3 protein-coding genes are annotated in these 3,267 nt (G+C 59.5%); 2 read left to right on the top strand and 1 reads right to left on the bottom strand.

What is annotated here, in order from left to right:
* Both F784_RS25765 and F784_RS25760 read left to right on the top strand, forming a co-directional pair.
* The coding region (locus tag F784_RS25765) for a transposase (protein WP_157465448.1) at window positions 1-303 on the top strand (303 nt) is incomplete at its 5' end.
* Between the two features lie 197 nt (window positions 304-500).
* Window positions 501-2,933 (top strand): NPCBM/NEW2 domain-containing protein, encoded by a 2,433-nt coding sequence (locus F784_RS25760; RefSeq protein ID WP_019588840.1) that lies wholly within the window; start codon window positions 501-503, stop codon window positions 2,931-2,933.
* A gap of 124 nt (window positions 2,934-3,057) precedes the next feature.
* On the opposite strand, the gene F784_RS26740 is transcribed toward F784_RS25760, so the two are convergent.
* The coding region (locus tag F784_RS26740; RefSeq protein WP_169405731.1) for a hypothetical protein at window positions 3,058-3,267 on the bottom strand (210 nt) is incomplete at its 5' end.

Raw genomic sequence — 3,267 nt, 5'->3', positions numbered from 1 at the left:
TTCGGTCTGGACTGTCCACGGCGGCTGATCGGGGACAAAGCCTACGACAGTGACCCTTTGGATGCCGAGTTGGCAGCGCTTGGGGTAGAAATGATCGCTCCTAACCGCAAGAACCGCAAGCAGAAAACGCAGGATGGACGACCACTGCGCCGCTACAAGCGGCGCTGGAAGGTCGAACGAACAATTGCGTGGCTACAATCTTTCCGACGAGTGCGAACCCGTGACGAGCGCAAAGCTCAGAATTTCCTTGGCTTCGTTCAGCTCACTTGCATCCTCATCCTGCTACGCCGAATATTCGGATGAATTCTAGGAGAAACCCAGGCTAATCCATCTGAGAAGCTGCAGGGTCCTGCACCCTCAAGGGGCACCGGGGGCACGTCCTTTCTCTTCATGAACCTTTGGTAAAGCCTCATTCTCTCCTCAAACAAGCAAGATGGAGCCAACCCACTCTCATCCCCTGGCTCCGGAGCCGTCCCTCCCCGTGGGTTGCAGGAGCATGCATGGCCCCCTCCCCCACCCGCCGCTGGCTCTACAGCGGCGCCCTCGCGCTCGTCCTCGCTGCCTGTAATCAGCAGAACCCCGACCCGTACGCCAACGGCGCCCAGTACCCCTGGACCTACACCCCGTCCAGCGGTCAACTCGCCCCCCAGCGCCTGACCCCTACCGAGAACAACCTGCACTTTGAGACCATCCTCGACGCCAAAAACGGCTGGGGTCCCATCGAAGTCAATCGCAGCAACGGTGAACGGAACAAAGGGGATGGTCACCCCCTCACCCTGAACGGCCAGACCTACCCGCGAGGGTTCGGCACGCATGCGGGCAGCGACATGCATTTCAGCCTACAGGGGTACAACGATGCCAGCTGCACCCGCTTCACCAGCGACATCGGCGTGGACGACGAGGTGGGGGACCGCGGCAGCGTGGTGTTCCAGGTCCTGCTCGACGGCGTGAAGGTCTACGACAGCGGCACGATGACGGGGTCGAGCGCGACGCAGCGAGTGGACCTGGACTTGACGGGCAAGCAGGACTTGCGGCTGGTGGTGACGGATGCAGGCGACGGCATCGCTTACGACCACGCGGACTGGGCCCTCCCCAAGGTGTTCTGTCAGTCCAGAGGACGTCAGCTGAATTACGACTTCCACTTTGATCCCAACACGATCACTGCGCCGAACGGGACGACCGCCACGGCGACCCTGGTGGTCGAGGACCTGGGGGTGGGGTCGAAGTCGCCCCGGCCGCCAAGTGGCCCAATTGCCTTTCAGTTAAAGGTCTTCATGACGGGCAGTGCGGGGGACATTCAGCTGGCAGATCCGAACCGGATGTACACGGCGACGACATTCCCCGCCCAATTCCTGGTCCCCATCAAACTCAACACGACCTGTCCGAACTGCTCACCTCAACAACTCCAGTTCATCCCGATCCTGGAGGATTACCGGGACTCGAACTTCGCGACGGCTCATGTCATCGACCTGTCCTGGAACGTCACTCCTCCTCCTCCTCCTCCAACAGCGTTAACGGTGACCGGTGTGCCCCAGGCGAACAGGTTGGTGCCGATCACGGCTCCGGTCCAGGTCAACTTCAACCAGATCGTTGTTCCCACGCCGGAAACGTTCCTGGTGAATGGGTTTATGACGGGCGCGAGACCAGGGCAGTTGATAAGCACGTCCCAGGTCCTCTTCCAACCGGATGGAGGGTGGAAGCCTGGGGAGCAGGTCGAGGTGACCCTGAGGTCCGGGCTTAGGAGTCTGTCCTCGACCACCTTGAACCAACCTTACGTTTTCCGGTTCCAGGCGGGGGCGGGCGCGCTCAGTGCTGGTAGGTTCCCGATCAGTCAACCGTTCCCCCAACTCCCCAATGACGGCGTGGGGGGCGGCCACGACAGCGCGGTGGGGGATGTGACTGGCGACGGTTACCTGGACCTTGTGGCCACCGTTCCTGGTCGTCCCACCCTTTCCCTACTGGCAGGAACAAGTTTCTACGGCGTATTTCTCTTTAAGGCTGCGGAAGGACTCAGTCTCCCTGGCCCTGCGGAATCGGTCACGTTGGGGGACGTGAACAGAGATGGCCACCTCGACATCATTGCCAGCGGCCTCACGCTGCCCTATTTCAGTTCCTTCATCTCCACGCTGCTGAGCAATGGTGACGGGACCTTCCAGCCCGCTACAACCTTGTTCTTGACCCCGGACCCTTTAGAGCCTCTCCGGCGGGAACCATACAATCTCGCTCTGGGTGATATGAACGGCGACGGTCAATTGGATTTGATCGCTGTAACCGACGAATCTAAGAAAATCTCGGTCCTATTGGGCAAAGGAGATGGACGATTTGAATTCTTGAGGGCTTTTAAAATGTCACGCCCTGCAGGTTCTATTGTTTTTGGCGACGTTAACAATGACGGCAGACTCGACGTGGTCACGACTGGTATAGATGTACTGCTCGGGGAAGGCAGTGGCTACTTGACCCTCAACAAGACGCTGGCGCTCGACGCGAGTGGCTCCATACGTCTTGGCGATCTGAATGGCGACGGGAAACTTGATCTGGTGTCTGCCTACGAGAAGACGCTCAGCATTCGGTTGGGGAATGGGGACGGCACGTTCCAACCCGCAGTTCAGTACGCGATGGGAGGTTCCGCTCGTGGGGGGTCCGACGATGTGGCCTTGGGCGACGTGAATGGGGATGGCAACTTGGATATCGCGGTCAATGTGATCCTGTACGGCCGACCTAACAGGGGTGGTCCGGCGGTCTTTCTGGGTCATGGGGACGGCCGTGTTACGGCGGGTGATATCACCGATCTGGTAGGAGGCTTTAATCGGCTGTGGATGGGGGACATGAACAGGGACGGCAAGCTTGACCTTGTCCTGGACGAGACGTTAGGCCAGTTGGTTCGGGAGAATTACACTTTCATTCCGCACACCGTCGTTTTTTTCAATCAGTAATTCCACCCTTTCGAGAGGGATTGAAGGACCGTCAGGAGAGTGGTCAGAGCGTGGGTTGGCAAAGGACTGGGGGTAAACGAAAGTGGCCCCCTTCCTGACGATGAAGCGCCTCCCCTGGCCCACCTTACGGGTACAGATCGAACCCACTGGCGTTGAGCAGTTGCTCGAGGCGCTGCTTGGCCGCTTGAATCTCTGCCGTGGTGGACGCTTCGAAGTACACCTTGGTCGGACGGCCCGGACGGCTGCGGGCCAGGTCCCAGGTCACTTCCGAAGGCGTGTCGTCAAATTGTCGGAGTGCCGCTTTGATGGCCTTTTCAGGAACACCGGCATGAAT

The organism is Deinococcus apachensis DSM 19763 (genome assembly GCF_000381345.1).
Taxonomy (GTDB): domain Bacteria; phylum Deinococcota; class Deinococci; order Deinococcales; family Deinococcaceae; genus Deinococcus; species Deinococcus apachensis.
This window is presented reverse-complemented; position numbering and strand designations above follow the sequence as displayed.